Source organism: Bradyrhizobium sp. Tv2a-2 (assembly GCF_000472425.1).
Lineage (GTDB): Bacteria > Pseudomonadota > Alphaproteobacteria > Rhizobiales > Xanthobacteraceae > Bradyrhizobium.
In genome coordinates this window covers 132,458-158,431 of sequence record NZ_AXAI01000011.1, presented here as the reverse complement: position 1 = coordinate 158,431, position 25,974 = coordinate 132,458, and the positions used below count along the sequence as shown (strand labels likewise).

Genomic DNA, 25,974 nt, shown 5'->3' with positions numbered 1-25,974 from the left:
CCCCCTGCCCCCTTAACACTTGCAGCACGATCCGGCTCCCGAAAGCGCCGGATCGTGCGTGGCCAAAAGCCTGAATCGCGGCAGCGCCTTAGGCCACCGGCAGGAACTTCACCAGGCTGAGCTGCGACAGCATCGCGGTCGTCTGGTAGGACGCCTGCAGGCTGGTCTGCAGCGCCAGTATCTCGCTCGCCACCTGGTCCTGCGAGATTCCCTCGGTGCCGGAGATCAGGTTCTGCAACGCGGCCTGAGACTGGGTCTGGCGCGCCTGGACGTCCTTCATCGTGTTCTGCGCCGTCGCGAACTCGGTCTGGATGTCCGAGATGGCCTGCTGGCCCGGCTGCGGGGTCAGGTTGGCGGCAACTCGCTGGCTCAGCGCCGAGGCCTGTGCCCCCGCATTGCTGCTCCCGGGCGGGTTGACGACGACGGCGGCATAGACCGCGATCTGCTGCAGCGCGTTGCGGATCGCGAGCTCATTGGCCTGCGCGCCGAACTGAACGGTCTGCGAGTTATCGACGCGCACGGTTGCGGTCGAACGCGCGGTCCCGGGTCCCGAATTGCCGGTGTACCAGGAGACCGTATTCGCTGCGCCGCTGGTGAGGCTGGTAGGCGGCGAGCCCGAGACCCGCAGCGGCCCTGCGGTCGCGGTGCCGCCAGAAAAGCCGAGCGCCGCGAACGCGGCCGTGTTCGAGCTTGTCACCGTCAGCGACGGCGAAGCACTGTTGCCGTTCAAAGTAACGACGCCGCCGTTGACGGTCGATGGCGTCGAGGTGCCGGTGAGCGCGTCGATCTTGGTGAGCAATGTCTGTACATTGTCGGTGACGTTGATCTGGTTGTTGCCGCTTGCCCCCGACGCGACGAAGGTGATGGTCTGGCCATTCACGGTGATGGTGTCGCCGGCCGAGAAGCCCGACGCCAGCGAATCGGTGCCGGCAGTGCCGGAGAGCGCGGTGGCGCCGGTGATCGGCGCAGGCGTTCCGGCCTGGTTGTTGACGGCATTGCCGACCACGGTCGTCGTGTTGAAGAAATTGTTTCCCGCCGCGACCGCCGAGGCCGCGACGAGCGAGGTATTGGCAATCGTCGTGATCGCGGTGTTGAGCGCGGTATTCAGGTTGGATGCCGTATTCGCTGACGACGCGGGGTCGATGGCGAAGCTGCCAGACGGCGGCGGCGTGGTGTTGGTTGCGGTCAGAGTCACGGACTGGCTGGTGCCGTCAGGCAGGCTGAACTTGAAGGTGACCTGGTCGCCGGGGCTCGGGTTGCCACCCGACAAGTCGACCGTGATCGCCGCCGGCGAGCCGGAAGGGCCCGCCACGGCGATATCGGGCGGCGAGGCGCCCGAGGCATTGGACGAGGAGACCGAGGCGAGCTTGAGCCCGAACGGCGAGCCCGCGACGTCCTCCGCAACCTGCACCGAGGTTGTCGTCGGCTGTGACAGAACGAGGCGCCCCGTCGGCGGGCTACCGCTGCCGAGATCGGCCTGCAGACGCTCGGCAATCACCTGCTTCAGTCCGGCCTGGGTGCCGCTGCCGTTGAGAATATCGTCGGCCGATGCCACGGCCGGCGTGCTGATCGCGTTGCCGGAAAAAATGTAGCGGTCGCCGACCTGGGTGTTGAGCATGCCGACCATCGCGGAGAGTTGCGAGGCGGCATTCTGCTGCCCGATGGTCTGGCCCGTGCTGGTCAGGTTCTGCGGCGATGCGGATGCCTCGCTCTGCACTTCGCTGACCGTGTCGGACAGCGACTGCAGCGCAGCGTTCGCCGCGTTGATGATGGTGGTGACGTTCGTCATCGTGTCGCCGTAGGCGGTGATGTTCGAAAGCTGCGAGCGCGCCGCGATCGCAAAGCCTTCGTTCGTCCCCATCCCGGCGTAGTTGGTCGCCTTCACGCCGGTCGACAGCTGGGTCGAGAGGTTGGTGAGCTGCTGGTTGATGTTCTGGATTGACTGGCCCAGCACAGACGAGCCGTAATTGATACTGCTGATCGACATATTTTACGCCCTTACGTGTTGGCTTGCAGCAAGGTCTGCATCATGCTTTGCACGACCGACATGATGTGAGCATTGGCGGCATAGGTGTTTTGCACCTGGATCAGGTTCGACATTTCGGTGTCGATGTTGACCGCGGCGGTGGAGTCGAATTTCTCCTGCAGCGTCGAGACCACGACGCTCTGGCCCTGCTGCAATTGGGTGGCGAGCGTCGAGGCATTGCCCTGCAGGCTGACGAATTGCTGCAGATAGCTCGAGATCGTACCCTTGAGCGGCTGCGCCGGCGAACCGAGCCCGGTCGACGCCGAATAGCTGAAGGTTGCGGTGGTGAGCTGCGAGAACATGAAGCTCGACCGCGTGTTGTCGCCGGCCGCCGTCGACGTTGAATAGGCGCTCATTTTGGAGGGGTCGGCGATCAGCGCGGCATTGACCGTGATGCGCCCCGCAAGCCCCGTCATCTCCGAACCCGTACCGGTAATCGCGCCGGTGTAGAGCGAGGTGCCGTCGGTGAACAGCGGCAGCTGTGGATTGCCGCTGGCAAGCGTCTGCGTCGTCGTCGTGGTCGAGGCGGAATTGACCGTGGCGCTCCCCGATCCCTGGATGGTCAGCGTGGAGCCGGAGCTCGAGAAGGCGAGGCCCGTGCCGGCAAGGGCCGTGCTCAGCTGCGTAACGATGGACGGCGTGGTCGAGGAGAAATTGATCCCGATCTGTTGTGGATTGGCATTGGCGGCGTTCCGCAGCGGCAGCGCTGACGGATCGGTAACGTTAACGATCTGGATGTTGTGCTGGACGTTGCTGCCGTCAGTGTAGGTCAGGTTGATCGTGTTGCCCGGCAGGACGTTCGAGGTGCCGACGGAAAAACCGGCCGGCGGACCTGACACCGCGGTCCCGGCAGTCGTCACATCCGACAGCGCGCTCGACATCGAGGCCGCAAGCTGGTCGACCTGCGTCTGCGCCTGCACCAGCGTCTGGTCGCGCAGCTTGAGGTCGGCGGCGATCTGGCCCGAGCTGAAGACGTTGTTGGCGACCGCATCGATCTGCGCGCCGTTCGGCAGCTTGATGTAGAGACCGCCGACCCCGGACTTGGTCGGATCGGTGTTGTACTGCGAATCGGCGTTGAGCGTGCCCTGCGTATTGTAGATGAAGGTCGATGCAAGACCGCCGCCGACCAGCTGGACGCCGGAATTGGTGAACAGGTTGACCTGGTTCGAGGAGTCCGTAACGACACGAACATCCATCATCTTCGAGATATCATTGATGGCGCTATCGCGCTGGTCCATCAAGGTCGCGGCCTGCGGATCGGTCGGGCTCAGCCCCTGCAGCTTGGTATTGATATTGGCGATCTGGGTAAGATCGGTGTTGGCCTGCGCCGACAGATTGCCGAGGTCCTGATCGACATTGGTGCGAAGCTCCTGGATGCCCTGCGTCGTCGAGTTGAGCTGCGCGGCAAGCGATTGCGCCGCCGACAACGCCACGTTTTGTGACGACTGGTTGCCGGGGTTGCTCGATAGCGACTGCAGCGCGGTGGTGAAATTGCTCAGGGCCGTTTCCAGCGTGCCGTCGCCGCCGGGTGTGCCATAGACGCTCTGCAGCTGGCTCAGGATATTGGCCATCTGGTTGGCATAACCGGAGCCCGAGGTCTCGGTGCGCAGCTGGTTCTGAATGAACAGATCCAGCTGACGGTTGACGCCTGTTGTCTGGACGGTCGAGCCGTCGCCGCCACTCGCGACTTCGACCTGGGTCGGGCTCTGCGTGACATAGCCGGGCGTCTGCGCGTTGGCGATATTGGAAGAGATGATCGACAACGACGCCTGATTGGTGCGCAATCCAGCCAGCGCAGTGGCAAGGGCCGAACTCAAACCCATTTCAATTTTCCTGCCTTGAGCCACTCATGAGAGTTGCCGGTCCTTCATCACCGCAGCACGTTCAGGAGGTCCTGAACCATGCTGTTGGCTGTCGTGATCACCTTGGTGTTCGCCGAGTAGGCCTGCTGGGTCACGATCAGCTTGGTGAACTCGTCGGCGATGTCGGTGTTCGATCCTTCCAGCGAGGAGCCGGAGATCGTGCCCGAGGCGCCGATGATCGCCGCGCCCGATTCCGTGGTTGCCTGATAGGCACCGCCGTCGAGCGCCTTGAGGTAGTTGGTGCCGTTGAAATGCGACAGCGTCACCTGGGCGAGATCGATATTCTGGCCGTTGGAGAAGGTGCCGACCACGATGCCGCTGTTGTTGATCGCGACCGACTGCAGCTGGCCGGCGGCGAAGCCGTTCTGCTGGATCTGGTTGATGGTCGCCGCGCCGCTGGTGCTCGCAAATTGCGTGAGCGCGCCACTCGAGATGTTGATGGTCAGGTTTCCGAGCGACAGGTTGTCGACGCTGACGTTCGGGATGGTGAGCGCCGATCCGGTCGGCGAGGATAGCGACCCGTCCGAGGCGAAGGTGAAATTCGTGCCGGCGTTGACCCAGGCGGTCTGGCCGCCGGAGGCGGTCGTCGAGGTCTGGTAGAAGAGGTTCCAGGTGTCCTGATGAGCGCCGCCAAGCGAGGCGCTGTCGGTCTTGACCCAGCGCAGCTGCAGATTGATCGGCGTGCCGGCCGCGTTATAGGCCGTCACCGCACCACCCGAGATCGATTCATTGGTGAAGGCGGTCATGTCGTTGGCGACGACGGCGCCGTTGCCTGACGAGGGCGTGCGCGTCTGGCTCAGCCCAGAGGTGAGCCCGAGCGCACTGAAGGCAGTCGTATTGCTGCTGCTGGCGCTCAGACTCTGCGAGGTTCCTGTGTGCAGCGTGATCGCGCCCGTCGAGCTGATGGTCGGGGTCACACCGGTGATCGCGCCGATCTTGCCCAGGAGCGTACCGACGCTGTCGGTGACGTTGATCTGGTTGTTGCCGCTCGCGCCCGACGCCATGAAGGTGATGGTCTGGCCATCGACGGTAATGGTGTCGCCCGCGGCGAAGTCGGTGCCGATCGAGTCGGTGCCGGCAGCGCCGGACAACAACGTCGCACTCGTGATCGCCGCGCCGAGCTTGTTGTTAACGGGGGTGCCAGTCGTGGTGTTGTCGAGATAAGACGTCGTTCCGATCGCAAGTGGGTTGCTGCTGAAGTCCGCGGGGTTGAGGCCGCCGGCCGCGGTGATCGTGCCGGTCGCCGCCGACGTGCTTGCGGCGGTCTTGGGCTGCGTCGGCAGGTTCGCCGCATATTGAACGGCAGTGGTCGCCTGCGCCGGGATGAAGTTGTTCTGGAACTGCAGCACCTGCGGCACGTTGCCGGTCGGGTTACCGGTGGTGGGGTCGACGGTCACGCCCATCAGGTAATAGCCGGCGCCGTTGACCAGGTTGCCGTTGGAATTGACCTGGAAGTCGCCGCGCCGCGTGTAGTCGGTGGTGCCGGAAAACACCGGCTGGTTGTCGGTGATGGAGGTCGGCTTCTGCACCGAGAAGAAGCCGTCGCCGTTGATCGCCATGTTGGTGGCGACGGTTGAGGACGACACCGTGCCCTGGGTCGTAATCGTCTGCTGTGCGAAGGCGGTGACGCCGCCGGCCACCTGCTTGTTCGGCGTGGTGGAGTCCGGAACGAGATCTTCGAAGGAAGTACCGATGCCCTTGTAGCCGACGGTCGAGGCGTTCGCGATGTTGCCGGAAATGTTCTGCAGCGCAAACGATTGCGCCTGCAGGCCGCCGACCGCGGTGTTCAGTGCGTCGAAGATACCCATACCATTGCTCCACTTTCGCTTCTGCCAGCGAGGCGCGCGCCACGCTGCAGCTCGTGGAGCCAATCGCAAGCGTTGTGCCAAAGGGAAAAATCACCTCGCATCAGAGGCTTAGGCAAAAGTCAGGCGTCCGCAGACCGGCACTAAATTGCCGGGCGGGGCAACAATTGCCGGGCACCCGGCAATCTTTTCGAGCGAAGGGTTGCCCGCCCCGCTTCGGCGGGCGGGACCGGGCCAACAGACATTCGCCTCCCTTGAACGGGCCAGGCGAGGAATTCCGTCAGACTATTTCTTGGTCAGCTTGCAGACGAATTGCCGGGATGAAAATTCAGCGCAAAGCCGTCCATGCAGTAGCGCAGGCCGGTGGGCTTGGGTCCGTCGTCGAAGACGTGGCCGAGATGGCCGCCGCAGCGGCGGCAATGCACCTCCGTCCGCGCCATGCCGAAGGTGCGGTCCTCGGTGGTGCCGACGGCGTTGTCGAGCGGCTTGTAGAAGCTCGGCCAGCCCGTGCCGCTCTCGAACTTGGTCTCGGAGGAGAACAGCGGCAGGTCGCAGCCGGCGCAGGCGAAGACTCCCTTGCGGTGCTCCTTCAACAGCGGGCTTGTCCAGGGACGCTCGGTCCCCTGGTTGCGCAGGATCTCATACTGCTGCGGGGTGAGCTGGGCGCGCCACTCCGCCTCGGTCTTCTCGATCTCGAACTTCTCCGCGGCGTGTGCCGGCGATCCCTTGAGCCAGCGGAGCGCGGAAAGGCCGAACAGGCCGGCGATGGAAGCAAGCACAAGGCGGCGGTCAGTCATCATCGTCTCCTTCAAGCGCAAGTGGCCGATCGTTCGCCGTGAAATACGGGCCTCAACCCGAGACGTTACACCTCAAGGCACCAAAAATTCTCACATTCATGCGAGCGCTGTCCCTGCGCCCGCAGGCTAGCCGCCCTCACCCTCCTTCCGGTCGGGCTGGGCGGGAGGCGGCTGCGGCCGGACCGGACGCGGCGCGCCAGGCGGCGGTGGCCGGCGCACCGGCGCGCGCAGTGCGGCCACGCGGTTGGCTTCGGCGATCCGCGCCTCGCGCAGACCTTCCTGGACGCGGGTGCGTTCCCGCTGGCGGGCGAGCATGCCGGCGGCGGCGGAACTGCCGCGTCCCCACAGCCCGACGAAAAAGCCCGCGACCCGACCGCTTGCACCGCCGGCATAAACCAGCTCGAAGGGTGAGAACAGCCGCCAGCGCTCATCGCCCCACAGGATCCCGCGCGCGATCAGCTGGCCGGCCATGGCGGAGGTATTGAGGCCTTGCCGGCCGAACCCGCTTGCAACCCAAAGGCCTTTGCGAAGCTGGCCGATCTGCGGCATGCCATGCACCGTCTGGCCGACCGCCCCGCCCCAGGTCTCCGTGATCTCAACGGTTCCGAGCTTGGGAAATATGGTGCGGATCCGGCGCTGGATCGCGCCGGCGAACAGTTGCGGCCGCATCGCCCAGGTGGTTTCGGGACTCGCCCACATCAATCTGTTGCCCTCGACGATGCGGAAATGATCGATGCCGTCACTATCGCTCACTGATCCCTTGAAGCCGATCACCTCGTCCAGGCGGTTGCCGAGCGGCACCGTCACGGCGGCATAGCGCCAGACCGGCAGCAGCGTTTCCCACAGCCGCCGTGCCGGCGCCCCCAGATGGACATTGCCGGCCAGCACGACATGGGCGGCGCGGAGCCGCGCGGAGGGCGTCACGATGCGCTTGCGGATGCCGGAGGAATCGACGCTGACGACCGGCGTGTCCTCGAAGATGCGCGCGCCGACGCGCCTGGCAGCCGAGGCTAGTCCGAACAGATATTTGCGACCGTCGAGCTGAAACGCTTTCGGATAATAGATGCCATGGAAGTAACGGTCGGTGACGAGCGTTTGACGCACCCGGTCGACCTGCCAGCCTTCAACTTCCGTCTCAAAATCCTCGGCCAGCATCTGCAACCGCCTGATCAACTGGTCGCCGGCATCGACGTTGGACACCTCGAGCGCGCCCTCGCTCAACGAGATGCCCGGCATCAGCTCTTCGCGGGCATTGCCGCGGACGAACTCGGCGCCCTCCCTGGACAAGGCCCACAGCTCGCGCGCGCTCTCAAGGCCAACTCGGGCAATCAGATCATCGAGGCCCAAGGAAAATCCCGGCATGACGGTTCCGAGCTGATGGCCGGAGGCGTTCCAGCCGATCTGACGTCCCTCGAGCACCGCGACGCTCGCTCCCAGCCGGGCGCATTCCAGCGCGACCGTCAGGCCGGCAAGGCCGGCGCCGATGACGCAGACGTCGACATCGAGGTCGAAGGAGAGCCGCGTGCGCGCGCGCACAGCGGCCACCTCGAGCTCTTCCGCTGATGGAGTGGAGGTCTCGCTCATGTCGTTTTCTGAAGTACCTTGTGAAGTACCCTTGATTTCATACGGGCCCTTGGCCGGCTTGTCATCCTGTCTTAAAGGTCGCCTGGGCAAAGTTGAACCGCAACTGCACAATTGCGCTTTAGGCTCTTGATCGAGCATGATCTTTTCGCAAAAACCAGTGTCCAATTTTCAACTTCATGCTTGGACTGACGGGCGGTAGATTACCGGCCGAAGCGAATCGAGATTTTGCCCATGCGCCGTCTGATGCTGTTGCGTCACGCCAAGACCGAGACCGATGCGCCCTCGGGCCGGGACCGGGACCGCCGCCTGGACGAGCGAGGCTTGCGGGATGCCGCCGAGATCGGCGGCTGGATCAGCCGCAATCCCCCCTTCCCCAATTGCGTCCTGGTGTCGCCGGCGGCGCGTACATTGCAGACCTGGGACCTCGCCTGGGCCGCCATGAAGGGTGTCGTGCCAAAGCCCCAGGTCGAGCAGGTGGAGGAACTTTACGGCGCCGATCCAGCCCAGCTCCTGACCTCCATCCGCATGGCATCGGTCAGCGATCCGAAGCGGCTATTGCTGGTCGGGCACAATCCCGGCATGCACGAGCTCGCGCTGGCGCTCGCCGGCAGTGGCGATGCGGCGGCGCGCAAGGCGCTCACCGACAACCTGCCGACCTCGGGCCTTGCCGTGCTCGACTTCGCAATCGACGATTGGGACGATGTGGCCTTTCGCCGCGGCAAGCTCTTGCTTTTCGTCAGCCCGAAATTGCTGAAGCAGGCCTCCAGCGACTAGAGCGCGACGCAAGTCGCCCTCATGACAAAGCTGAACGCGTTGGCGCCATATTTCGTGCTAGTCTCCCTTGCGTTCAGGGGAGGCGCAGATGTTCAAGTCCATCCTCGTGCCCATCGATCTCGCCGACACCGATCTGGCGAAGCCGGCGATTGCGACCGCGGCGACGCTGGCGAATACCTGGCAGGGCAGCGTGCGGCTGCTCAACGTGCTGCCGATGACACCGGTGATGCTCGCCGAATATGTGCCCGCGGATTTCGACACCCAGCAGCGCCAGACCTCGGAAGAGGCGCTCGTCATCGTGGCGCGCGAATCCGGCATCGAGGCACAGCGGATCTCGAGCGTGGTCCGGCAGGGCGGCATCTATCACGAGATCCTCGAGGAAGCCGCCAACATCCACGCCGACCTGATCGTGATGACCTCGCACCGCCCTGCGATGCGGACCTACTTCCTGGGCTCCAACGCCGGCCATGTCGTGCGCTACGCCAAATGCTCGGTGCTTGTGGTGCGCCATTGAGCTTTTCAAGGATAGAGGCAAGCGCGTGAAAAGCTGGTGGCGAAAGTTGACGTATGAAATACCGCTTCAGCTATCCGACACGCTGTGGGACGTTCTGGTCGTGCAATTTGCCGCTTGGCTCGACCGGCTGACGCTGCGGCGGATCATCGCCTTCATCCCCGTCCTCGTCCTCGTCCTGGCTTACGCGCACAGCATCCCGATCCCGCCCGAGCTGATGCTGATCGGCGACGTGTTGGCCTACATCGATATCTTCTCGGTGATCCTCCTGCTCGGCCTGTTGAGCCGCGCCGCAACCATCATCTTCGTCATGAAGCAAACCATCGGTCACGCCACCGAGCTTGCGAAATACATGCTTGGACGCCTGCCGCGACTGGACTTCCGTCACCGGCGCGAGACCGGCGGACGAGATCGTAAGCGCTTATCCGGCCACACCAGGGATGACGATGAATGCGCTATTGCCTGCAGCCTGGCCTGGGCGTGATCGGGTGATGCGAACGACCGCCCCAAAGCACGCTGCAAGCAGATCGTTGTCCTGGAGCATGATCCGGCAAAGTATGTAGCGGTTTTCCGGAAAGATCATGCTCAATCAAAGACCTAAAGCGCGATCACGATTCAACCAGATCTCATCGCGCTTTAGACTCGCGGCCGCCTCACCTCGCCCCGCACCGCCGCCTCGATGTGGCAGCGCCGCAGGCCGATGTCGCCCAGCGCGCGGTCGTCGAGCTCGCTCAGCAATTTGATCGCGGCGCGGCGATACCAATGCTGGATCAGCGCGCGCCCCAGGCCGGCGATCCAGCGCAGCGCCCCGGCGAAGGCCCCCGCAGTTTGCGGTTCGGTTGCGGCTCTGGACATCATCGACATCGTTCTTCTCCAGCTGTTTCAGCCGCGGGAGGCCGAGCGAAACCGTCGACGCCAACGGCCGTGATAACGGCGCTGGCGACCCCTGGATTGCTTCGGAGCGCTTTATGGGCGCAGCTCAGTGCAAACGCGGCTTGATGCTGTTCTAATTATCTCGTAAATGTATCGGTTCAAGTAAAACATTGCTCTCGGTGCAATGATGTCGCGATCTGATTATCTGAAGCTTGCCGATGCTATCGCCGCCGATATCGCTTCCGGCGCCTTGAAGGCAGGCGACCGCCTGCCCCCGCAGCGCGACTTCGCCTATGAGCGCAACATCGCGGTGTCGACCGCGAGCCGGGTCTACACCGAGCTGTTGCGCCGCGGACTCGCGATTGGCGAGGTCGGGCGCGGCACCTTCGTCTCCGGCGACGCGCGCCGCGGCGTCACGGTGCCGGCCGAGCCGCACGGTGCCCGCATCGATCTCGAGTTCAACTACCCGATGCTGCCAGTGCAATCGGCGATGATCGCAAAAAGCCTGCAGGGCCTTTTTCTCCCCGACGCGCTCGAGGCCGCGCTCCGGCCGGTCGCCAGCATCGGGACCTCGGCCGCGCGCGCGGCCTCGGCGGCGTATCTTGCGCGCAAGGGCTGGACGCCGGGCGCGGAGCAGATCGTCTTCACCGCCAATGGCCGGCAATGCATCGCAGCCGCGCTTGCGGCCGTGGTGCCGACCGGCGGACGCTGCGGCGTGGAGGCATTGACCTATCCCTTCGTCAAGGGCATCGCCGCGCGGCTTGGCATAACGCTGGTGCCGCTTGCGATGGACGAGCACGGCGTGCGACCCGACGCCGTGCAGAAGGCCCATCGCGAGGGGCGGCTGTCGGCGCTCTACATTCAGCCCGTGATGCAGAACCCGCTCGGCATCACCATGCCGCCGGCGCGCCGCGCCGACCTGTTGCGCGTGGTCGAAAGGCTCGGCCTGACAGTGGTCGAGGATGCGGTTTACGGCTTTCTCGAGGACGAGGCGCCGCTTGCGGCCGAAGCGCCCGACCTCTGCGTGGTGCTGGATTCTCTCTCCAAGAAAATCGCGCCGGGACTGGCATGCGGCTTCATCGTGATGCCGCAGCGCCTGCGCGAAAGCGTGATGGCCGCGGTGCGCTCGGGAGGATGGACCGCGTCGGGCTATGCGCTGGCGGCCGGCCAGCGGCTGATGGCCGACGGCACAGCTCATGAATTGTCAAAGCTCAAGCGGCTCGATGCCGCGCGACGCCAGCAGCTTGCGGCAAAATACCTCGACGGCTTCGAACTCCAGGCCAACAGCAAGGCCTATCATCTGTGGCTGACGCTTCCCTCCCACTGGCGCTCGCTGGCCTTCGTCGGCGCCGCAGCCAGACGCGACATCGCGCTGACGCCGTCGACGACCTTTGCGGTAGCCGCCGGGCACGCGCCCAATGCGGTGCGGCTCGCTCTCGGCGCGCCAACCATGCACCAGTTGGAGACGGGACTGCAGATGCTGTCAGGCATCCTCAATGCGCGCGAAGAGGATTTTGACACGACGGAATAGTGGTCGCCGCCACAAGTGCCGTTCGGCGCGCACGCGAGGCGCGGCCCCGGCCTTTGGCTCGTCAGGTCTTGCCTGTCTCGATTATGGGCGCTGCTAGCTTTTTCGGTGGCGGCTCTTGCGCCTCGGCCCGGCCGGAGCTGCAGGTCCGGTTGGGCTCGATTCGGATGTCGGGCCGGTAGCGTCTGCTCGCGCATTCCGCGCCGGTGCCCGTTGAAGGATGACGCGATACTCATTGACCAGAACATCCGTCTCACGCAGCTTTCTGATCAACGATTGTTCCACCTTGACAGTCCTGGCATCGCCCTCGGCAAGGACGTGCTGAGCCTCCAGCCGCCTCGGCCGATCCACCCAGATCCATTTGGCAAGCAGCCCCGCCCCGATCGCGGTCGCAGTGCCGGCCACAGGGAACAGTAAAGCAATCAATTGGCTGGTGGTCATCGGAGACCTCCAAGGAACAAGTGCGCAACTATATGTATGCCGAAGGCCAGCGCAAAGCAAACCATGCCTATGCCGACCACCAGGCCGTTATCCGTGGCCGCGGGCAGAATATTGAATATTTCCTGGGCCGCCGGCACGAATACCCCTGCCGTCATGACGCCTGTCGCAAGTGTATTCAACCAGTTTGCGACCAGCTTTAGGTGCTCGTTGCGGACTTCGTCCTCAGTCATGGCTTCCTATCGAACCGTTAGTTCCGCCGACGCGTAGTGCTCGTTGCACGATGTCATGGCAAGAGCTTCGTCGGAATGCTCTCGAACGTATAGGCGAGCGGCTGGTTGCGGCGGATGAAGCCGCCGACCTGCCAGCTAAACAGCGCGGCAAAGCCCAGCATGAAGGCGGCTCCGGCGAATTGCTGTGTGGCGAGGGCACGGATCAGAAGTCCGCTCATCGCGACCGCAAGCAGCGCCACCAAAGCAAGCGCAGCGATATACGTCCGGCGCGACAGGCCGCCGGTCAGCACGGCGCCGCTTCCGGCCTCCTTCATCCGCGCATGCAACGAGCTGATGAACACGCGAAAACTGTTGTCCTGCGGCGCCATCAGGGCCGCGGTCTGCCAGCTCGTCGAGAGGATGGTGATGCGCCCGCCATCGACATGGCGGATATCGGCCCGGAAGCGATGCGCCTGCATCGAAACGGGGCGAAACGACAGCCGGATCGCGGCGATGTCGGCATAGGCCCACACGGCCGAGCGGCGCGCCAGATGCCAGGCCAGTCCGGCATCGGTGAGCTCGAACCGGTGCGCGGCCCCGATCAGCGACGCCCTGTAGGCGTAGCTGATCGGCGACGTGTCGTGCGCAGCTTCGCTTGCGCCTTCCTGCAAAATGGCGAGACCTTCTTCTCTGGAGAAACCGTCGCGTCGCCTTGCGGCGCAGGCGCGCTTCATCCTACAAACGGGGCATGAGCGAAGCGACCACTTTTCCCCGCCACCTGGTGCTGGCCGGCGCGATCGTTACCGGCCTGCTGCTGGCGCTGGCCGTGCACATGCTCGGCGCGCGCTACGGGCTTGACCTCGGCGGTCTGTGGCGATCGGGCAGCGGCACATTCATGCCGGCCGGTGCCGCGATCGCCTGGTGGCTGATTGCGACAGTCGGCTTTTCCGGCGGCTATTTCACCGCAACCCTGATGCACGGTGCCGTCTCCGGGCAGATCCCGCAGCGGATGCGGCAATTCCTGATCGCGATCGGCGTGCTGGTGCTGGCGGGGGCCGGACAAGCCGCGTCGGGACCGAGCACGGTGCCGACCCTGTCCGGCGTGCTGGCCGGCCTTGCCGCACTGTGCCTCGGCGCCGTGATGGCGTTTTGCGGCGCCCATTTCGCGCTGCGCCGGATTTAAGGCATGATCCGGAAAAGTGTGTAGCGGTTTTCCGAGAAGATCATGCTCAATCAAAGAGTCAAGCCACCGCGCTTTGGCGCTGTGTGAACAGCTTCCTCACTTCCGCTACCGGGCGCGGCTGGCTGAACAGATAGCCTTGCGCCTGGGTGCAGCCCTCGCGGCGCAACATCTCGAGCTGCGCCGGCGTCTCGACACCTTCGGCCGTGGTCGCAATCCCGAGGCTGCGGCCAAGCCCGGTGACCGCCCGGACGATGGCAAGCGAGTCGTCGCGCGAGGTGACGTCCTCGACAAAGGAGCGGTCGATCTTGATCTTGTCGAAGGGGAAGCTGCGCAGATAGCTGAGCGACGAATAGCCCGTGCCGAAATCATCCAGTGAGATGCGCACTCCGTTGCCGCGCAGCGCGTGCAGCATGGCAAGCGTCGCCTCACTGTTCTGCAGCAGCACCGACTCGGTGATCTCGAGCTCGAGCCGGTCAGCCGGCAGGCCCGATTGCGCCAACGCACACATGACTTGCGCCACCAGATTGGGGCTCTTGAATTGCACCGGCGACAGGTTGACCGCGACCCCGATATCCTCAGGCCAGGTCGCGGCATCGTGGCAGGCGGTGCGCAGCACCCACTCCCCGATCGCGACGATCAGGCCGGTTTCTTCCGCCAGCGGAATGAAGTTTCCGGGTGGAATGAGCCCGCGTAACGGATGACGCCAGCGCACCAGCGCTTCGCAGGCCACGATCCTCTCCTCCGCAACGTCGCGGATCGGCTGGTAGTGCACCTCGAACTCGCCGCGCGGCAGCGCCGCGCGCATGTCCAATTCCAGGAGGCGCCGCGCCTGGGCGCGGGCGTCCATGCCGGTCTCGAAGAAGCGGTAGGTGCCGCGGCCGTCGGCCTTGGCGCGGTAGAGCGCAAGGTCGGCATTCTTGAGCAGTTCATCCGGATTCCTGCCGTCGTCGGGCGCCAGCGAAATGCCGACGCTGACGCCGATCACGAGCTGGTGGCCGCCGACGTGATATGGCTCCGCGATCGCCTCGACGATGCGGCTCGCAAGCCGCACCGCCGGATTGGACTCCTCGGTGCCGCAGAGCTGCACGATGGCGAACTCGTCGCCTCCGAGCCGCGCCACGGTGTCGTCCTCGCCGATGCAATCGGAGAGCCTGCGCCCGACCTCCATCAGCAGCGCGTCGCCGATCGGATGGCCGAGCGAGTCATTGATGTCCTTGAAATGATCGAGATCGAGGCAGAGCACCGCGAGCTTGTCGCCGCGCTTGGCAAGCCGCAGCGCCTGCTCGAGCTGCTCGCGGAACAGCGTCCGGTTCGGCAGGTTGGTGAGCGCATCGTGGCAGGCCATGTGCGTGATCTGCGCCTGCGCGCGCTGCCATTCGGTGATGTCCTCGAAGGTGGCAACCCAGCCGCCGCCGCCCTGCATCGGCTGATGCACGATCCGGATCGAGCGCCCCGCCTGCTCAACCACTTTGGTGGTGCTGCGCCCCTCGCGCGCTTCGGCGATCATATTGGCGACAAACTCGTCCGGATCGCCGTCCCAGCGGTCGGACGCCCGGAGCTCGTGCAGGACATCACGGAGCAGACGCCCCTCCAGCTCGATGTCGCTTCGTCCCATCATCCGCAGATAGTGCTCGTTGTACAGCAGGATGCGGCCGTAGGCGTCGAACATGCACAGGCCCTGCGACATGTTTTCCAGCGCCGCATCCAGCAGCACCTTCTGCCGGCCGAGCGCCCGCTTGGCGCGGCGGTCCATCGAAGCCGCCATCAACGCAACGCCGAGGATGATGAAGGCCGCGCCGGCGACCAGGAACGACAATGTGGTCGGTGAAATATCAAGGCCGTCGCTCGCCAGCGTCGGGTCAGGAATCAACGTGACCGCGCCCATGGCGGTGAAATGATGCGAGACGATGGCCAGCGTGAACAGCACCGTGGCAAGCGGGCCGCGCCAATTGGTTTCACGTCCAAGCGCGACCAGAAGCGCAAGCGCACCAAGAGCGCTGCCGATCACGACCGACGCCACGACAGTCGGGAGGTCCCACGCAATGCGGGCCGGCAGCTCCAGCGCCGTCATGCCGGTGTAATGCATGGCGGCGACACCGAGGCCGACGACGGCGCCGCCGATCGCGGCACGCGAGCGCTGCGGCGCCGAGAGCGCGACACCAAAGCCCAGAGCGGTGATCAGGATCGCGAACACCAGCGACAGCACCGTCACGAGGATGCTATAGCCCGCTCCGATGCCGGGATCGTAGGCCAGTATGGCGATGAAATGGGTCGCCCAGATGCCACAGCCGCTGACAGCCGCCTGCAGCGCCATCCAGGTGAAGCGCGAACGCCCCTGCGAAGCCCTGGCCCGCTGAAACAGACTGAGCGCAACTGCGCTCGCAAGAAAGCAAACGATGCCGGCAAGCACGACCAGTTTCCAGTCATGCTCGAAGCCAAGGCAGGTTAATACTTTGTACATAAGAATGCCCACGCCCGTGTTTCATCCTAACAAGGGCAGTGGTTGGTACGATCTGGTTAATTGGCCCTCTGTCGCTCCGTCAGTGGTGAACGAGTGATTGACGGCAGGGACGGGATGCGACTGATCGCAGATGCGGGCGGCAATCCCATCAGGGCCGCGGTCCGGCGCCAGATCACGACGATGAACGCCGCCCGCCTATAGGCTCCGGTTCACCGTGATGATTCGCTTGCGGTCGAAGTGTTTCCGTATTCACGAGACAGCGCCGGCATGATGCGCGATTGTGGCTGCTCGGACCTTGCAGGCCTCTGCGCTGGAACGCGCCACACCGCCGCGGAGTTCTGCAGTCGAGGAGCCTTGCCATGACATCAAGCGGCCTCTCTCGTTCCCACCCGGCCTATGCAGGGCTGAAGTTGCAGCGCGCTGGAGCGATCGTCGCGGTCGCCGCCATGATCGGCGCGCTGTTTGCCGGCAGCACGGTCGTGACGCCGCTCTACATCATGTACAAGCAGGCGTTCGGCTTCTCACAGATCTCCCTCACGCTGATCTATGCGGCCTATGTGATCGGGAATCTCTGCGCGCTTCTGCTGTTTGGCCGCCTTTCCGACCAGGTCGGCCGGCGGCCGATGGCGATGACCGGCATGGCGCTGGCGATCATCAGCGCGATGGTGTTCCTGTTCGCGCGCGGCATCGCATGGCTTTATTGCGGGCGCATCATGAGCGGCCTTGCGATCGGAATCGGTGCCGGAACCGGAACTGCGTGGCTCGCAGAGCTGATCAGGGAAGAAAGCAAGGCGCGCGCAACCGTGATCGCGACGGCGTCGAACTTCGTCGGCCTCGGCATTGGCGCACTGGGTGCGGGTCTGCTCGCTGAATACGCGAAATGGCCGCTGCGGTTACCTTTCGTTGTGTATCTCGTTGCTCTTGTCGCTGTCACGGTGGTGATGTGGCTGGCGCCCGAGACAGTAGCGCGGCCGCACTGGTCGATGAAGGATATCTCGATCAGGCCACGCGTCTTGGTGCCTCCGGAGATCCGGGCCAAATTTGTCGCTCCGGCAGTCACCGGCTTCGGCTCGATGGCGCTGGTCGGCTTCTACGCCGCGCTTGCGCCGACTCTGCTCGCCAATCAGCTCCATATCACCAATCATGCCATCGCTGGTGCGGTGTTCCTGGAGCTGGCCATCGTCGTCGCCGGCGCGATTATCGCCACCCAACGGATTGCGAGCCGAACCGCGATGCTGGCGGCGCTGGCGCTGATGCTGCCAAGCGTTGCCACTCTGGTCGCTGCTCAACTCGAGAAGTCGCTCGCGATTCTGATCATCGCCACTGCCATCTGCGCGGTCGCCTCCGGTCTCGGCTATCGAGGCAGCTTGCAGGTCGCCAATCAGATCGCGCCGCCGGACCGTCGAGCCGAACTCGTTTCGAGCTACCTGATCTGCGCCTTTATCGGCAACGCCCTGCCCGTCATTGGGGTTGGGGTCGTTTCGACCCTCGCCGGCCCAGTCACCGCGAGCCTCGCCTTTGCCGTCACCATCGCCATCTTCGCGCTCGTGGCACTGGCGTTCGACATGCGCAACCAGACTATGTGACGGGCCCGTCATGCGCGTTGCTGAAACGAAAACGTCGCGCAAGCATGATGCGCGACGTTTTGTCTCAACCCGTGGTTTTCCGGGTGTTAGCTTGCGGCGCGAAGATTGACGCGGCTCTCGGCAAGCGCGGTCAGCTTCTTGTCGGTCGCCTTCTCCTCATCGAGGGTCTTCTGCAGCACGCTCGCGCAATCGGTGCGTCCGAGCTGCCTGGCCCAGGCGACCAGACTGCCATAACGCGCGATCTCATAATGCTCGGCGGCCTGCGCCGCGTTGATCAGGGCGGCATCCAGAACCGCCTTGTCGGCGACCTCGCCGACCGTTTCATTGGCTTCCTCGATAATGCCATCGATCGCCGGGCAGTCGATCGCCTTCACCGCGACGCCATGCATCTGGAACACCTGCTCGAGCCGCTTCACGTGGGTTCTGGTTTCGTCCAGATGGGTGAGAAAGCCCTGTTTCAGTTGGGGTTCCGTGGCCTTTTCCGCCATCTTCGGCAGCGCCTTTACGAGCTGCTGCTCGGCATAATAGATGTCCTGCAATTGATGCACGAACAGGTCGTTCATGGTCTTGATGTCTTTGGTGAACAGTCCCATTGCATGGATCCTTTTTCTGTCTGGAGGACACCCGTGTTCCCCCGTGCGCGCGATGTCCCTGGCATCAACGCCGGGCTAACCGGTGGCCGCTGCGGTCGTTCCTGGGACCGTGAAAAAGCAACCGGCCCCGCGAAAGGATGACGAAACGCTGGACCCTGCTATTCAAGCAGCGCATAGGGGTCTGTGACGCCTCGACGCGGGCCTCGAAAGTCCGCCCTTCCGACATATTTACCAGTCTTGGTGCCAGTGGCCTCGGGGGCCAGCGGGCCGTTGTCAAGGACTGCACAACGGACGCTTTTTGCCTTATGGGAACTGATCCCCTTCGATCAACGATGGTTTCAAGTGGTGGTTTGGACGGGCTTTGGACTTTAAGCTTCCAATCTGTGCCGCCCTGCCGGGAGGATGAATGCAAGGACTGCTGACCGGGCTCTCGCACGGCTTCAAGAAATGGATTGGCTGGAAACGGCTCGGGATCGCGGCAAGCCTCTTTATCATTGCCTTTGCGGTCACGACCCTGATCCGGACGCTGAAGGGCGTGGACGCGGCGGTGATCCTCACCGCGCTGACCGAGATCCCGACCGGACATATCGCGCTCGCCGCGCTCTGCGTCGTCGGCGCGTTCTGCACACTGACCTTCTACGACTTTTTTGCGCTGCGAACGATTGCCAAGAAACATGTGCCCTATCGCATCGCAGCGCTGTCCTCCTTCACCAGCTATTCCATCGGCCACAATATCGGCGCCACGGTCTTTACCGGTGGTGCCATTCGTTTCCGGATCTATTCGGATTATGGCCTCAATGCCATCGACGTCGCCAAGATCTGCTTCCTGTCCGGCCTGACCTTCTGGCTGGGGAATATCTTCGTGCTCGGGATCGGCATGATCCTGCACCCGGGCGCCGCCTCCGCCATGGACCAGCTGCCGGAGGCGATCAACCGCCTGATCGGCGTCGGCGGCGTCGCCGGCATCTTGGCCTATCTGGCATGGCTGTCGCTCGGCGCGAACCGGCGCGAGCTCGGGCAGAACGGCTGGAAGGTGGTGCTGCCCTCGGCCCGCTTCACGCTGCTGCAGATCCTGATCGGCGTGGTCGACCTCTCCTTCTGCGCCACCGCGATGTATTTGCTGATGCCGGCGCAGCCCCATATCGACTTCATGTCGCTGGCGGTGGTCTTCATCCTGGCGACACTGCTCGGCTTCGCCAGCCACGCGCCCGGCTCGATCGGCGTGTTCGACGCCGCCATGCTGGTGGCGCTGCCGCAGTTCGGGCGGGAGCAGCTCCTGGCAACGCTCCTGGTATTCCGCGTTCTCTATTTCGTGATTCCCTTCGGCACCGCGATTTCGATCATGGGAGCGCGCGAGCTCTGGATGAACGTGGTGCAGCCCTGGCAAGAGCGGCGCAAGCTGAACGGCGGCTCTTCGACGCGGGTTGCGACGCCGGTTCCGCCGCCGCCGGCCGCAACGATCACGCCCGTTCCGCAGCGGGTGACTCGAATGAAGTTCCGGGGGTGATCGCGGGACTAGCCGCGCGCTGGGAGAATCCGCAGCTTCATCCGGGGCTGTCGGTCATGTAGAGCTTCTCGGGCCGGCTCTCTTATTTCTGCCCCAACTCTGCCGTCAAACGCGTCATGGTTCCTTTTTCTCTCCGCGCCGTCCTCCTGGGAGCGCTGATCGCAGGTGCTCTTGTCATTCCGCAAGCCAGGCGCGCGGCGGCGCAAGGCATTGCCGCCGATGCGCCGATGCAGATCTCCTGGGAGGTGCGCAACCGCTTCCGCCTGTTCCGCGAGGAGCGCGACTTCCAGCTGCATGTCGAGGCGATGCGCAACCGCAGCATCCTGTCCGCCGAGGACGTACTCGAGGTACAGAGCGACGGCCGCGGCTGGGCGCGCAACATGGTCAATCGGCTCTGCATCGACAATCAGGGACGCGTCAGCGAGCCCTGCAACCGCGACAATGTCAAGGAAAGCTACCTCACGCCGATCGACCACGCGATCACGGTGCGGCTCACCGGCGCTGTCCCGGTCGGTGCCACCTGCGCGTGGTCGTTCGACGATGGCGACGGCCCGCAGCAATCGACCTTCGACTGCGCGGAGCCCGTGAACCTGCGCGTCCGCTATGGCAAGCAGACGGTCGCGACGGTGGATGTCACCAGCGGCCCGGACACGCCGCAGCGGATTTCGACAGAAATCCAGGTGCGCGACATTCTCATCGCAGGCCTCGGCGACAGCATTGCCTCCGGCGAGGGCAACCCGGACCGCCCGATCGCGCTCAGCGATGAGGGCTTCTGCTTCCGCTATTATCTCGGCACGGCGGCCGCGCAATATTACCGGCCAAGCCGCGCCGGCTACAAAGGCGGGCGCGCCTGCGAGGCGCCAGACAGCCTGCAGAACTGGCAGCGCTACGCCGCAGTCTGGCTCAACGCGGCCTGCCATCGCTCGCTCTACAGCTACCAGACCCGCACGGCGCTCGCGCTCGCCGTCGATTATCCTCATATCGCGGTGACCTATCTGCCGCTCGCCTGTACGGGCGCGACCATCGCCGACGGCCTGTTCGGCAGCCAGCGCGCCCGAGAATGTCCGCCAAACAAATCGGCCACGACCTGCCAGGTCGGCGTCAACGGCCAGCTTTCGGAATTGAAAGACGCGCTCGCCGCGGCCAGGCGCCGCCAGCCCGACCGCAAGCTCGACCTTGTGCTGCTTTCGATCGGCGCCAACGACATCTATTTCTCCGGCCTCGTCGCCGACGTCATCGTCGACACCGTGACCGAGCGCACGCTATTCCGCCGTTCCGGTGTGATGGCGACCGTCGACGAATCGCGCGATGCCTTGACGCGCGACCTGCCGCAGGGCTTTCGCAAGCTGCGCGACGCGTTGAAGCCGCTGCTTGGCGGTGATCTGTCACATGTCGTCTACACGGCCTACGCCAATCCGGCGCTCTACCAGGGCGGCGCGCCCTGCCCCGGAGGACGCGCAGGCTTCGACATCCATCCCTCCTTCAGCGCCGATCCGCAGCGCCTCGCCAATGTCACGGCCTATGTCGATCGCGAATTCCTGCCGCAGTTGAAGGCGCTCGCGACCTGCCAGTCCGGCATTCTCTGCCGCGACCCGGCCTCGGACCGCATGAGCTTCGTCGACGCGCACCAGCCGGCTTTCGCCGATCACGGCTTTTGCGCCCGCGGCGCCAACGATCCGGAGTTCGACCGCCAGTGCTTCTCGCCTGAGGGCAAGAGCTTCGACCCAGACATCGTCAACTCCGCGAGCCAGCCGATGCTGTGCGGCCGCAGCGCGGCCGAATACCGGCCCTATCTGCCGCGCGCGCGCTGGATCCGCGACGCCAATGACAGCTATTTCGCGGCCATGACCTATCCGCAAGGATTGCCATCCTCAATGCAGCCCTCCGACATCCATGACGCCACCTGGGGCGTGCTGTCGGCAGTCTATGGCGGCGCCGTCCATCCCTCCGCCGAGGGCCATGCTGCGATGGCCGACGCCGTGCTGCCGGCGGCCGCCGCCGTGCTGCAGTTGGACGCCGCGGTGCCGGACGTTATGTCGGAGCCAGCCTCGCCGATCGCGCCGACGCCGCAGCAGCGATGACCGCCGCATTGGGTGGCGCGTCTTCGCGCCTATAAAGCGCTAAAGCGCGATGAGATTTGGTTGAATCGTCATAGCGCTTTAGGTCTTCGATTGAGCATGATCTTTTCGGAAAACCGCTACACACTTTTCCGGATCATGCTTTAGGCGCACCCAATTCGCCCCGCCTTTCGCGTACGAAGGCCTCGAACGTTTTCGGTGCGGCGCCTCCGATCGTTTCGAGGGTGCTGGAGACCGCATAACGAGGATCTTTCGGGTCGATCGCAGCGCTCCGGATCGCCCGCCACAGCGATGACAGGTGCTCGATTGCGTGGGGATTGTAGTCGCGCGCCCGTGCGACCTGGCGCCATTCGTCGTCGGAGATCTCCTCGTACCGCACATCGCGGCCGAGCACGAGCGCAAACGTGGCGACGATCTCCTTCAGCGACAGTGTCGCACCGATCAGCGGATAGGCGGTGCCGGTCTTGAGTTCGCCGCCGGCCAAAAGGCCTGCAGCAACGCGGGCAACATCTTCGCCGGCGACCAGTGGCAGCACGGTATTCTCTCCACCCCACGGTAACCGGACCGCACCTTGCGCCGGCAGGCTTTGACGGACCAGCGCGGCGACATTTTCATAGAAGATCGTCGCCCGAATATGGGCCGCACCGATGCCAGCCCATTCGAAGACCTGCTCGGACAGATAGTTCTGCCGCATCCGCGGCGTCGGTGCATCGGGCGAGGATTGCAGCATCACCAGATTGACCAGCCGCGATACGCCGGCCTCGCGGCCAGCCAGCGCCATCGCTGCGGTCGCGTCGAGAAGACCGTCCTGCACGGGATAGGCGAAATAGATGGCCGAGGTCCCCTGTACGGCGCGCTGGACCGAACGGATGTCGAGAAAATCGCCCTGCACGATTTCGGCGCCAAGGGCATGCAGGCGCTCCGACCGTTCGTCGATCGTATGAACAAAGGCACGCACGGGAACGCCGCGCGCCAGCAGCATCTCGGACAGATGCCTGCCGGTCTTGCCTTGCCTGCCGCCGGCGGCGGATGTGACGAGGATGGGTTTCGTCATGGCTATACCTCTGGGATTGGATGATACCGTGTGGTACCAAACTGGAGGCAATGTGTGGTACCTATTGGTACCAAGTCAAGGTGACCGATGGCGGTTAAACAAGTTGTGAAGTCGCGCGCCGATGAGGCCGGCGATGTTCCGGTGCGCCAGCGCATCCTGGAGGCGGCATTTTCCGCGTTCATGGAGCAGGGCTTCGCCGAGACCTCCACGCTCGAGATCGCAACGCGCGCCAAAGCATCCAAGCGCGAGCTCTATACGCATTTCGGCAGCAAGCAGCAGATCCTGGCCGCCTGCATCGCCGAGCGGGCAAAACGATTTCACTTGCCGGGCGATGTGCCGGAGCCGCGCGACCGCGAGATGCTGGCGCTGGCGCTGACTGCATTCGGAAGCAATCTCCTGCGGGAGATCAGCGATCCCACCGTCATCGCCGTGTTCCGGCTTGCAATCACTGAAGCGGTCCGCGCGCCTGACGTCGCCAGGGCGCTCAGCGATATCGGCATCGCGGCAAGCCGCACCGCCTTGCGCGAGCTCATGACCCACGCCCGTGCAACGGCCCTGCTCGACGGCGAGCCTATCGAGATGGCCGAGCATTTTGCGGGGCTGTTGTGGGGAACCCTGATGACGCACCTGCTGCTCGGCGTCAGTGACCGTCCGAGCCCGCGCGAGATCACACGGCGGGCCGAGGCGGCAACGGCGGCGTTACTGCGGCTCTATGCATCGCCCGCTCCAGCCGATTGACGCGCCTTCCGGTTCGTCGGTGCGCCGCAGCGGCCGCATCTCCAAAGCCCCAGTACGCCCCACCCGCGCTTGCCCTGGAGGTAGGCGGTGGCACGAGAAGCGGCGCCCACACGTGCGGGCGGCGCGTCGAACGCGGCCACTGGATAGGACCTGCCGAGCTCCGCGCATACTTTCAGGTGACAGGATGCTTGGAGAGTCCTAAAGCGTGATGAGATTTGGTTGAATCGTGATCGCGCTTTAGGTCTTTGATTGAGCATGATCTTTCCGGAAAGCCGCTACACACTTTTCCGGATCATGATCTAGTCCGCCTTTGTCAGGAACTCTTTCAATCTGACCCGCACGCGATGGTCAGGAGGAGCCGCTTTACCCGGCGCCAAACCGCGAAAATAAAATTTCTGCCATTTTTTTATTTGGGCATCCGAACCCGGCACATTCAGAGTTCGATTAAACTCAAGGCGGCTCTGTGCATAAACCTTGTAGTTCCTAGCGAGTTCAGGGTCTCTCTCCAAAGAGCGAAACTCTGGCTCAACTGTTTCCAAAAATCCCCTTTGGACCGGAAAGATCATGCAGAAGGGCTCGTCGCGTTCAAATGTTATGGGCGCGCGTTTTCGCGTAAAAATCCAGTTCATTGTGAACGTAAACGGGCACCAATCGCATTCTACAACGCCGGTCAGCGGCTGTATCGCGTCCTTGGGCGAGTTCAACGGCCCGGTGGCGACGAGGTCATAACCAGGCTCAGTCTGGAATAAAGCATCCACAGAAAAGGTCAAAACTCCTTGCCCAAAATGACTGACAGCAATCGTCCGGGCTCGCGGCTCCAAACTTCTGATGGATACCGCGCCAATCTCATCGCCGCCGCTCCACTCCGCTACGAACGGGTGGGTGTTAAGCAGCAGCCAGCCATACTCGTTGGCGACATTGAGCGGCAAACATCGATAAGCAAACCGATCACGCGTCCGCTCCATCCAATCTCGCTCTCTCGGAGCAGGCACGATGTTGGGTTGCTCGTCCTTTGTAGGATAGCAAATTAGCCGCATTATCTTCTTCCACGTTGGCGTAGACACCACGATAGCAAGCAGCACTCCAAGTTGCACGCAAAACTGGCAGACCATAGCCTCCGAAAAATTCAACGCTCGGTACAACGTCAAGCAGCTGCGATTTTCCGGCTTGACAGGTTCTTTATTGAGGACAATCCTCCGCAACCACAGGCTGTCTGCCGACGCCAAGTTGGCGTCGTTACGTATTTCATCATTGCATTTGTTTTACCGAACTCTTGGAGGTCAACATGGCCGCGAGACGCATCAAAAGAGCTCTTATGCGTGTCCTGCTTATTCCAGCCGGGTTGGGTTTTTTTGGTTCCTCGGTCCGAGCATCCGAGAACACGTCGACTCCCACTGAGCCAGTGCACGAAACGGCACCGCATAGGCTAGCGATATTGCAATCGCTCTTGGGGAGCGAACTTGTGCCTGGTGACTTTTCTGGACACGCAATTTCTGGAACAGTCGTTAAACAGCATGTTGCGATGGACGAACCGCGAAGTCCGCCGGTTGGGCCACCTCCTTAGTAAGTGAACTTGCCTGCTGTGCCTGAAGGACCATCGCAATCTGAGCCGACCTGGAGGTTAGGGCCGCTTCAGGTCAAACGCACTACAGACGTTTTAGCGCTTGTCGCGTTTATTCTCTCTTCCATCGGATTACTCGCGCAGCTCAGAGACTATTTTCGCGGCCCCAGTGTCGTGCTGTTCGCGACTGAACAGGTTGACATCGCTAGTACGCCAACTTGGAATCAGTTCTTCCGTGGCCAAAACTTTGTCCTGTTTGGTGCAGTCTTGAGTTACGTCAACAGCGCGCCGACCGGCTACAATGCAGCCGTTCGTCACGAATGGTTGCGATTTGTAATCGATGGCAACGAATACCAATATGCCGCACACGATTACGTCGATACTCAGGTGGTAGGAGGTAAATTCAAATCTGAAAAGAAAGGGGATGCCGGCCCTTTTGCACTGATGGCGGGAAGCGCTGTCACCCACGAAGTATTATTTCTGCCGCGGGCGGTCGTATGCGCCAACAACGATGAAAAATGCAAAAAAACACGCACGGAGCTAAAATGGGACGATTTCAAAATGGCCGTGCAAAAGAATCCTGAAGTCAGGATCACCATGGGAGCGGACATTTATGGCATCAATCCCGTTTCGGTGACCTGTACTCTCACCATTGGCAAAAAGGATCTCGACACCTTTGAAGCTGACAATTGGAGCTCACCTGATTGTCACGAGACGATGTCGACGGATTTTTGGAATATATACGAAGCTTACTACGTATACGGCGCCTACTGATGATCAAGCGGAGCAGCGTTCGCGCGGCA

At 63.4% G+C, this 25,974-nt stretch carries 23 protein-coding genes; 10 read left to right on the top strand and 13 right to left on the bottom strand.

Features of this window, described 5'->3' with window-relative positions:
* Positions 1-88 precede the first annotated feature (88 nt).
* The 5 genes from A3AI_RS0123500 to A3AI_RS0123480 form a co-directional block, all read right to left on the bottom strand.
* Positions 89-1,987 carry a flagellar protein gene (locus tag A3AI_RS0123500; protein ID WP_024517934.1) on the bottom strand — a complete coding sequence of 633 codons (1,899 nt, stop codon included), beginning with the start codon at positions 1,985-1,987 and terminating at the stop codon, positions 89-91.
* A gap of 11 nt (positions 1,988-1,998) precedes the next feature.
* Positions 1,999-3,849: a flagellar hook-associated protein FlgK gene (flgK, locus tag A3AI_RS0123495; RefSeq protein WP_024517933.1), complete on the bottom strand. Its 1,851-nt coding sequence runs from the start codon at positions 3,847-3,849 to the stop codon at positions 1,999-2,001.
* 47 nt (positions 3,850-3,896) lie between these two features.
* A complete protein-coding gene (locus tag A3AI_RS0123490) occupies positions 3,897-5,696 on the bottom strand; it encodes a flagellar hook-basal body complex protein (protein WP_024517932.1) in 1,800 nt (599 codons plus the stop codon).
* A 293-nt stretch (positions 5,697-5,989) separates the two neighbouring features.
* The gene (msrB, locus tag A3AI_RS0123485; protein ID WP_024517931.1) at positions 5,990-6,490 is read right to left on the bottom strand and encodes a peptide-methionine (R)-S-oxide reductase MsrB; all 501 of its coding nucleotides are present in this window, start codon (positions 6,488-6,490) and stop codon (positions 5,990-5,992) included.
* Between the two features lie 126 nt (positions 6,491-6,616).
* Positions 6,617-8,074, bottom strand: coding sequence for an NAD(P)/FAD-dependent oxidoreductase (locus A3AI_RS0123480; protein ID WP_024517930.1), 1,458 nt, complete (start codon positions 8,072-8,074; stop codon positions 6,617-6,619).
* 231 nt (positions 8,075-8,305) lie between these two features.
* Between A3AI_RS0123480 and A3AI_RS0123475 the strand changes: the two genes are divergently transcribed.
* The 3 genes from A3AI_RS0123475 to A3AI_RS0123465 all read left to right on the top strand — a co-directional run bounded on the left by A3AI_RS0123475 (position 8,306) and on the right by A3AI_RS0123465 (position 9,843).
* Entirely contained in the window at positions 8,306-8,848 is a 543-nt protein-coding gene (locus tag A3AI_RS0123475; RefSeq protein WP_024517929.1) for a SixA phosphatase family protein, read from the top strand.
* A gap of 88 nt (positions 8,849-8,936) precedes the next feature.
* Positions 8,937-9,362: a universal stress protein gene (locus tag A3AI_RS0123470; protein ID WP_024517928.1), complete on the top strand. Its 426-nt coding sequence runs from the start codon at positions 8,937-8,939 to the stop codon at positions 9,360-9,362.
* A gap of 46 nt (positions 9,363-9,408) precedes the next feature.
* Entirely contained in the window at positions 9,409-9,843 is a 435-nt protein-coding gene (locus A3AI_RS0123465; RefSeq protein ID WP_245286940.1) for a hypothetical protein, read from the top strand.
* A gap of 152 nt (positions 9,844-9,995) precedes the next feature.
* Here the strand turns inward: A3AI_RS0123465 and A3AI_RS0123460 are convergent, their stop codons facing one another.
* On the bottom strand, positions 9,996-10,223 hold the full coding sequence (locus A3AI_RS0123460) for a YjiS-like domain-containing protein (RefSeq protein ID WP_024517926.1): 228 nt from the start codon (positions 10,221-10,223) through the stop codon (positions 9,996-9,998).
* 196 nt (positions 10,224-10,419) lie between these two features.
* On the opposite strand from A3AI_RS0123460, the gene A3AI_RS0123455 reads away from it, so the two are divergent.
* The gene (locus tag A3AI_RS0123455; RefSeq protein ID WP_024517925.1) at positions 10,420-11,763 is read left to right on the top strand and encodes an aminotransferase-like domain-containing protein; all 1,344 of its coding nucleotides are present in this window, start codon (positions 10,420-10,422) and stop codon (positions 11,761-11,763) included.
* A gap of 93 nt (positions 11,764-11,856) precedes the next feature.
* Here A3AI_RS0123455 and A3AI_RS0123450 read toward each other — a convergent pair whose 3' ends face one another.
* From A3AI_RS0123450 to A3AI_RS0123440, 3 genes are read right to left on the bottom strand one after another with little or no spacing between them, the layout of a single operon-like run.
* Positions 11,857-12,201 (bottom strand): hypothetical protein, encoded by a 345-nt coding sequence (locus A3AI_RS0123450; RefSeq protein WP_024517924.1) that lies wholly within the window; start codon positions 12,199-12,201, stop codon positions 11,857-11,859.
* Positions 12,198-12,431 (bottom strand): hypothetical protein, encoded by a 234-nt coding sequence (locus A3AI_RS0123445; protein ID WP_024517923.1) that lies wholly within the window; start codon positions 12,429-12,431, stop codon positions 12,198-12,200. Before A3AI_RS0123445 ends, A3AI_RS0123450 begins: the two co-directional genes overlap by 4 nt.
* A 53-nt stretch (positions 12,432-12,484) precedes the next feature.
* Positions 12,485-13,081, bottom strand: coding sequence for a hypothetical protein (locus A3AI_RS0123440; RefSeq protein ID WP_024517922.1), 597 nt, complete (start codon positions 13,079-13,081; stop codon positions 12,485-12,487).
* A gap of 77 nt (positions 13,082-13,158) precedes the next feature.
* Here A3AI_RS0123440 and A3AI_RS0123435 point away from each other — a divergent pair, with 77 nt between their 5' ends.
* Positions 13,159-13,593, top strand: coding sequence for a hypothetical protein (locus A3AI_RS0123435; RefSeq protein ID WP_024517921.1), 435 nt, complete (start codon positions 13,159-13,161; stop codon positions 13,591-13,593).
* Between the two features lie 58 nt (positions 13,594-13,651).
* Here the strand turns inward: A3AI_RS0123435 and A3AI_RS0123430 are convergent, their stop codons facing one another.
* Complete coding sequence (locus A3AI_RS0123430; RefSeq protein WP_024517920.1) at positions 13,652-16,054, bottom strand: bifunctional diguanylate cyclase/phosphodiesterase; 2,403 nt, start codon at positions 16,052-16,054, stop codon at positions 13,652-13,654.
* Between the two features lie 359 nt (positions 16,055-16,413).
* Here A3AI_RS0123430 and A3AI_RS0123420 point away from each other — a divergent pair, with 359 nt between their 5' ends.
* A complete protein-coding gene (locus tag A3AI_RS0123420) occupies positions 16,414-17,640 on the top strand; it encodes an MFS transporter (protein WP_024517919.1) in 1,227 nt (408 codons plus the stop codon).
* Positions 17,641-17,726: 86 nt separating this feature from the next.
* On the opposite strand, the gene A3AI_RS0123415 is transcribed toward A3AI_RS0123420, so the two are convergent.
* Entirely contained in the window at positions 17,727-18,233 is a 507-nt protein-coding gene (locus A3AI_RS0123415) for a YciE/YciF ferroxidase family protein (RefSeq protein ID WP_024517918.1), read from the bottom strand.
* 406 nt (positions 18,234-18,639) lie between these two features.
* Here A3AI_RS0123415 and A3AI_RS0123410 point away from each other — a divergent pair, with 406 nt between their 5' ends.
* Both A3AI_RS0123410 and A3AI_RS0123405 read left to right on the top strand, forming a co-directional pair.
* A complete protein-coding gene (locus A3AI_RS0123410; RefSeq protein WP_024517917.1) occupies positions 18,640-19,740 on the top strand; it encodes a lysylphosphatidylglycerol synthase transmembrane domain-containing protein in 1,101 nt (366 codons plus the stop codon).
* A gap of 116 nt (positions 19,741-19,856) precedes the next feature.
* Positions 19,857-21,821, top strand: coding sequence for an SGNH/GDSL hydrolase family protein (locus A3AI_RS0123405; protein ID WP_024517916.1), 1,965 nt, complete (start codon positions 19,857-19,859; stop codon positions 21,819-21,821).
* Positions 21,822-21,954: 133 nt separating this feature from the next.
* On the opposite strand, the gene A3AI_RS43330 is transcribed toward A3AI_RS0123405, so the two are convergent.
* A complete protein-coding gene (locus tag A3AI_RS43330) occupies positions 21,955-22,872 on the bottom strand; it encodes an NmrA family NAD(P)-binding protein (RefSeq protein WP_024517915.1) in 918 nt (305 codons plus the stop codon).
* Between the two features lie 87 nt (positions 22,873-22,959).
* Between A3AI_RS43330 and A3AI_RS0123395 the strand changes: the two genes are divergently transcribed.
* Positions 22,960-23,610, top strand: a complete 651-nt coding sequence (locus tag A3AI_RS0123395; RefSeq protein WP_024517914.1) for a TetR/AcrR family transcriptional regulator — start codon at positions 22,960-22,962, stop codon at positions 23,608-23,610.
* A gap of 299 nt (positions 23,611-23,909) precedes the next feature.
* Here the strand turns inward: A3AI_RS0123395 and A3AI_RS0123390 are convergent, their stop codons facing one another.
* Complete coding sequence (locus A3AI_RS0123390; RefSeq protein ID WP_024517913.1) at positions 23,910-24,647, bottom strand: DUF6065 family protein; 738 nt, start codon at positions 24,645-24,647, stop codon at positions 23,910-23,912.
* A 536-nt stretch (positions 24,648-25,183) separates the two neighbouring features.
* Here A3AI_RS0123390 and A3AI_RS47845 point away from each other — a divergent pair.
* Complete coding sequence (locus A3AI_RS47845) at positions 25,184-25,945, top strand: hypothetical protein (protein ID WP_198030192.1); 762 nt, start codon at positions 25,184-25,186, stop codon at positions 25,943-25,945.
* The last annotated feature ends 29 nt before the right edge of the window (positions 25,946-25,974 follow it).

Bases quoted from the DNA above. Each gene is read 5' to 3' on its own strand.
- A3AI_RS0123415 (WP_024517918.1), bottom strand. From the start codon at position 18,233: ATGGGACTGTTCACCAAAGACATCAAGACCATGAACGACCTGTTCGTG.
- A3AI_RS43330 (WP_024517915.1), bottom strand. From the start codon at position 22,872: ATGACGAAACCCATCCTCGTCACATCCGCCGCCGGCGGCAGGCAAGGC.
- A3AI_RS0123445 (WP_024517923.1), bottom strand. From the start codon at position 12,431: ATGACTGAGGACGAAGTCCGCAACGAGCACCTAAAGCTGGTCGCAAAC.
- A3AI_RS0123450 (WP_024517924.1), bottom strand. From the start codon at position 12,201: ATGACCACCAGCCAATTGATTGCTTTACTGTTCCCTGTGGCCGGCACT.
- A3AI_RS0123430 (WP_024517920.1), bottom strand. From the start codon at position 16,054: ATGTACAAAGTATTAACCTGCCTTGGCTTCGAGCATGACTGGAAACTG.
- A3AI_RS0123470 (WP_024517928.1), top strand. From the start codon at position 8,937: ATGTTCAAGTCCATCCTCGTGCCCATCGATCTCGCCGACACCGATCTG.
- A3AI_RS0123410 (WP_024517917.1), top strand. From the start codon at position 18,640: ATGCAAGGACTGCTGACCGGGCTCTCGCACGGCTTCAAGAAATGGATT.
- A3AI_RS0123395 (WP_024517914.1), top strand. From the start codon at position 22,960: ATGGCGGTTAAACAAGTTGTGAAGTCGCGCGCCGATGAGGCCGGCGAT.
- A3AI_RS0123455 (WP_024517925.1), top strand. From the start codon at position 10,420: ATGTCGCGATCTGATTATCTGAAGCTTGCCGATGCTATCGCCGCCGAT.
- A3AI_RS0123480 (WP_024517930.1), bottom strand. From the start codon at position 8,074: ATGAGCGAGACCTCCACTCCATCAGCGGAAGAGCTCGAGGTGGCCGCT.
- A3AI_RS0123405 (WP_024517916.1), top strand. From the start codon at position 19,857: ATGGTTCCTTTTTCTCTCCGCGCCGTCCTCCTGGGAGCGCTGATCGCA.
- A3AI_RS0123500 (WP_024517934.1), bottom strand. From the start codon at position 1,987: ATGTCGATCAGCAGTATCAATTACGGCTCGTCTGTGCTGGGCCAGTCA.
- A3AI_RS0123460 (WP_024517926.1), bottom strand. From the start codon at position 10,223: ATGTCGATGATGTCCAGAGCCGCAACCGAACCGCAAACTGCGGGGGCC.
- A3AI_RS0123420 (WP_024517919.1), top strand. From the start codon at position 16,414: ATGACATCAAGCGGCCTCTCTCGTTCCCACCCGGCCTATGCAGGGCTG.
- msrB (WP_024517931.1), bottom strand. From the start codon at position 6,490: ATGACTGACCGCCGCCTTGTGCTTGCTTCCATCGCCGGCCTGTTCGGC.
- A3AI_RS0123435 (WP_024517921.1), top strand. From the start codon at position 13,159: ATGAGCGAAGCGACCACTTTTCCCCGCCACCTGGTGCTGGCCGGCGCG.
- A3AI_RS0123490 (WP_024517932.1), bottom strand. From the start codon at position 5,696: ATGGGTATCTTCGACGCACTGAACACCGCGGTCGGCGGCCTGCAGGCG.
- A3AI_RS0123390 (WP_024517913.1), bottom strand. From the start codon at position 24,647: ATGCGGCTAATTTGCTATCCTACAAAGGACGAGCAACCCAACATCGTG.
- flgK (WP_024517933.1), bottom strand. From the start codon at position 3,849: ATGGGTTTGAGTTCGGCCCTTGCCACTGCGCTGGCTGGATTGCGCACC.
- A3AI_RS0123475 (WP_024517929.1), top strand. From the start codon at position 8,306: ATGCGCCGTCTGATGCTGTTGCGTCACGCCAAGACCGAGACCGATGCG.